A 3,312-nucleotide genomic window follows, 5' to 3' on the forward strand; every position below is an offset into this window, starting at 1 on the left:
GGGGGAAGGCGCGAAGCGACTCAGGGGGTGTTTCATCCAACCGTCCGCACGGGGTAGCGGTGGTGGTACCAGCTCGCCAGGCCCGTGATGAGCAGCGACACCGTGAGGTAGGCGGCGCTCGCGAAGGCGAACGCCTCGATGCTGCGGAACGTGGCGCTTTCCACCTTGGCCGCCTGGTACATGAGTTCGGCCACGCCGATCACGGTGGCGATGGAGGTGTTCTTCCAGAGGTTCAGTGCCTGCGAGATGAGGGGCGGCACGGTCACGCGCAGCGCCTGGGGCAGCACCACGCGCCGCATGGCGGCAAGGAACCCCAGGCCGAGTGCGCGCCCCGCCTCCATCTGCACCGTAGGCACCGCGCGGATGCCGCTGCGGATGTCCTCGGCCATGAAAGCCGCGGTGTACAGCGACAGCGCGACGACGGCCGCGGCCGCCTCGGCATGGCCGCTGTCGTACAGCCACTGCTTCGCGGCCTCGGGCAGCAGCTCGGGCGCGCCGAAGTACCAGAACAGCAGGTGCGCCAGCAGCGGCACGTTGCGCATGCCCTCCACGAAGGCGAAGCCGGCCCAGCGCAGGGGCGCCACCGGCGCCAAGCGCAGGAGCGCCACGACCAGGGCCAGGGGCAGGGCCAGCACCAGCGAGACGGCCAGCAGCTGCAGCGACAGCAGCAGGCCGCCCACCATCATGAGGTGGTACTTGCCGCTCAGCAGCAAGGAGTAATCAAACAAGGGCATGCACGCCAGTCATTCGGAAAACGCCGCACGCGGGGCATGCGGGCGCAGCGGCCCACCACCGGGGTGCCTGCCACAGGGCGGCCCACATGCGCCAATGGCATGCCTGCCGCCCGTGTGCTGCCCCCGGCGGCCATGCCGCCATGGCTGCGTCCATCAGCCGTCGATCTTGTCCGATTCGAACTTGAAGGGGCGGGTGGTGAATTTGATCTTGGTGCCGGGGCCGTACCACTTGAAGAAGATCTTCTCGGCCTCGCCGGACTTTTCCAGCTCGCGCAGCGTGTCGTCCACAATGGATTTCACGGCGGTCTCGCCCTTCTTGATGCCCAGCGCCAGCGGCTCCACGCTCAGGTTGGTGGGCAGGATGGCGTAGTCCTTGTTGCGCTCGCCCAGCTTGCCGAAGTCGTCGATCAACGAGGATTCGTCGTTCACGTAGCCCACGCCCTTGCCTTGCTGCAGTGCGAGGAACGCCTGCTGCGTCGTCTCGAACGTCACCACCTCCACGGTGGGCACGGCCTTGCGCACGTTGGGCTCCTGCGTGCCGCCCTTGACGGTCACCACACGCTTGCCGGCCAGGTCCGCCACGTCCTGGATGCCGCTGGCCTTCTTGACCAGCACCTTCTGGCCGGTGACGAAGGTGGTCAGCGAGAAATCGATCTGCGCCTCGCGCTCCTTGTTGTGGGTGAGCGATGCGGCCAGGATGTCCACGTGGCCCTGCTGCAGTTCGGGAATGCGCGCGGCCACGGCCAGTTGCTTGAACACGGGCTTGACGCCGATCTTCCTGGCGATCGCCTTGCCCAGGTCCACGTCGTAGCCGATCAGTTCGCGCGTCTTGGGGTCGATGAAGCTGTTGGGTTCGTCGGTGCCCAGCACGCCGACGACCAGTTCGCCCTTCTTCTTGATGTCGGCCAGCTGGTCGGCGTGGGCCACGCCCGATACGGCGAACGCGGCGGCGACCAGGGATGCGATGAAGCGGATGCGCATGGTGTTGTTTCTCTCTCTCCGATGGATGAAGCCCGAAGGCTATGCCTGCCGCGGCCAGAGATGAACGTCGCTTTTTTCATAATCAAACTCGCCGAACGCGCTTGGCACGGCGGCGGTTTCCGTACGGCAGCCCGGCGCGCCCGGGGATGCGCGGCGCCCGGGGTCAATCCGGCGTGGGTGCGGGCGCCGCCTGGAACAGCCGCTCGCCGATGAAATCCACGAACGCCCGCACCTTGGGCGACAGCTGCCGGCTCGACGGCCACAGGGCCGAGAACTGCCCGGTGTGCACCAGGTGCGTGGCCAGCACCTGCCGCAATTCACCCCGCTCGATGGCATCCCGGGCCAGGAAGTCGGGCATGTACGCCACGCCCATGCCGGCGATGGCGGCACCGCGCATGGCCTCCATGTTGTTGCACACCAGCTCGGTGGGCAGCGGCTGCGGCAGGCCGGGCAGCACCCAGTCGTGCAGCTTGCCGCCGCTGGGAAAGCGAAAGATCAGGCAGGCGTGCTGCGCCAGATCGGCCGGCACCTGGGGCGTGCCGCGCCGCGCCAGGTACTGCGGCGAGGCCACCAGCACGAAGCGAAACGGCCCCAGCCGGCGCGCGACCAGGCCCGAGTCGGGCAGATCGCCGCTGCGGATGACCACGTCCAGGCCTTCCTCCACCACGTCCACCAGGCGGTCGTTGAAGTCCAGTTCCAGTTCCACGTCGGGGTAGAGGGCCTTGAACTCGGGCAGCACCGGCAGCAGAAAGCGGTAGCCGATGACCGGCAGGCTCACCCGCAGGCGCCCGCGCGGGGCCTGCACGGCCGCCTGCATCATCGCGCGGGCGTCCTGCAGCTCATCCAGGATGCGGCGGCAGCGCTCGTGAAAGAGCGCGCCCTCCTGCGTGAGGCGCACCTGGCGCGTGGTGCGCTGGAACAGCCGCAGGCCGAGTTGCTGCTCCAGCCGCGCGATGTTCTTGCCCACGGCCGAGGCCGAGATGCCGAGCGCGCGCCCGGCCTGAGCGAAGCTCGACAGATCGGCTGCGCGCACAAACGATTCGAGGCCGCTGAAGCTGTCCATGGTGGGTGAGAGTGGGGTGAATGGGTTCGGATTGCCAACCCAAGGTTGTTTGTCTGGGGATGCGGGGGCCTATTTTCATCGCATTGCATCGCTTTTATCGTTCATGGGCGTTGGTGGCCTGGAGTCGCCAGCGCCCTTGTCCACTGCCTGAAAGCCGCTGTCCCCGCCATGTCCCCGACCTCAACTCTCGCCCGCACCCCGAAACCGGCGTCCCCCGTTTCCCTTCAACTCCTGGCCGTGTGCCTGGCCGCGCTGGCCATGCCCTTGAGCTTCACCGGCCCGGCCGTGGCCCTGCCCGCGTTGCGCGATGCACTGGGCGGCAGCCCCGTGCAACTGGCCTGGGTCACCAACGCCTTCATGCTGAGCTTCGGCGCCACGCTGATGGCCTGCGGCGCGCTGGCCGATGCCTTTGGGCGCAAGCGGGTCTTTCTGTGCGGCGTGGGCGTGGTGGCGCTCAGCGCGGTCGGGCTGGCGTGTGCCGGCGGCATCGTGGCCTTCAACCTGTGGCGCGCGCTGCAGGGCGTGGGCGCCGCA

At 68.2% G+C, this 3,312-nt stretch carries 4 protein-coding genes; 1 reads left to right on the forward strand and 3 read right to left on the reverse strand.

Annotated elements, in window-relative coordinates:
• Window positions 1-32 precede the first annotated feature (32 nt).
• The 3 genes from AC27KI_RS21275 to AC27KI_RS21285 all read right to left on the reverse strand — a co-directional run bounded on the left by AC27KI_RS21275 (window position 33) and on the right by AC27KI_RS21285 (window position 2,778).
• A complete protein-coding gene (locus AC27KI_RS21275) occupies window positions 33-734 on the reverse strand; it encodes an amino acid ABC transporter permease (RefSeq protein WP_487115696.1) in 702 nt (233 codons plus the stop codon).
• A gap of 153 nt (window positions 735-887) precedes the next feature.
• Window positions 888-1,715 carry an ABC transporter substrate-binding protein gene (locus AC27KI_RS21280; RefSeq protein WP_487115698.1) on the reverse strand — a complete coding sequence of 276 codons (828 nt, stop codon included), beginning with the start codon at window positions 1,713-1,715 and terminating at the stop codon, window positions 888-890.
• 163 nt (window positions 1,716-1,878) lie between these two features.
• On the reverse strand, window positions 1,879-2,778 hold the full coding sequence (locus AC27KI_RS21285; RefSeq protein WP_284393505.1) for a LysR family transcriptional regulator: 900 nt from the start codon (window positions 2,776-2,778) through the stop codon (window positions 1,879-1,881).
• A gap of 168 nt (window positions 2,779-2,946) precedes the next feature.
• On the opposite strand from AC27KI_RS21285, the gene AC27KI_RS21290 reads away from it, so the two are divergent.
• Window positions 2,947-3,312, forward strand: a 366-nt coding sequence (locus AC27KI_RS21290) for an MFS transporter (RefSeq protein ID WP_487115700.1), incomplete at its 3' end; no start/stop codon positions are given.

The organism is Acidovorax sp. KPB24-03, assembly GCF_057546605.1.

What these genes read in the sequence shown, in the direction of transcription:
- AC27KI_RS21275 (WP_487115696.1), bottom strand. Translation starts at nt 734, where the DNA reads ATGCCCTTGTTTGATTACTCCTTGCTGCTGAGCGGCAAGTACCACCTC.
- AC27KI_RS21285 (WP_284393505.1), bottom strand. Translation starts at nt 2,778, where the DNA reads ATGGACAGCTTCAGCGGCCTCGAATCGTTTGTGCGCGCAGCCGATCTG.
- AC27KI_RS21280 (WP_487115698.1), bottom strand. Translation starts at nt 1,715, where the DNA reads ATGCGCATCCGCTTCATCGCATCCCTGGTCGCCGCCGCGTTCGCCGTA.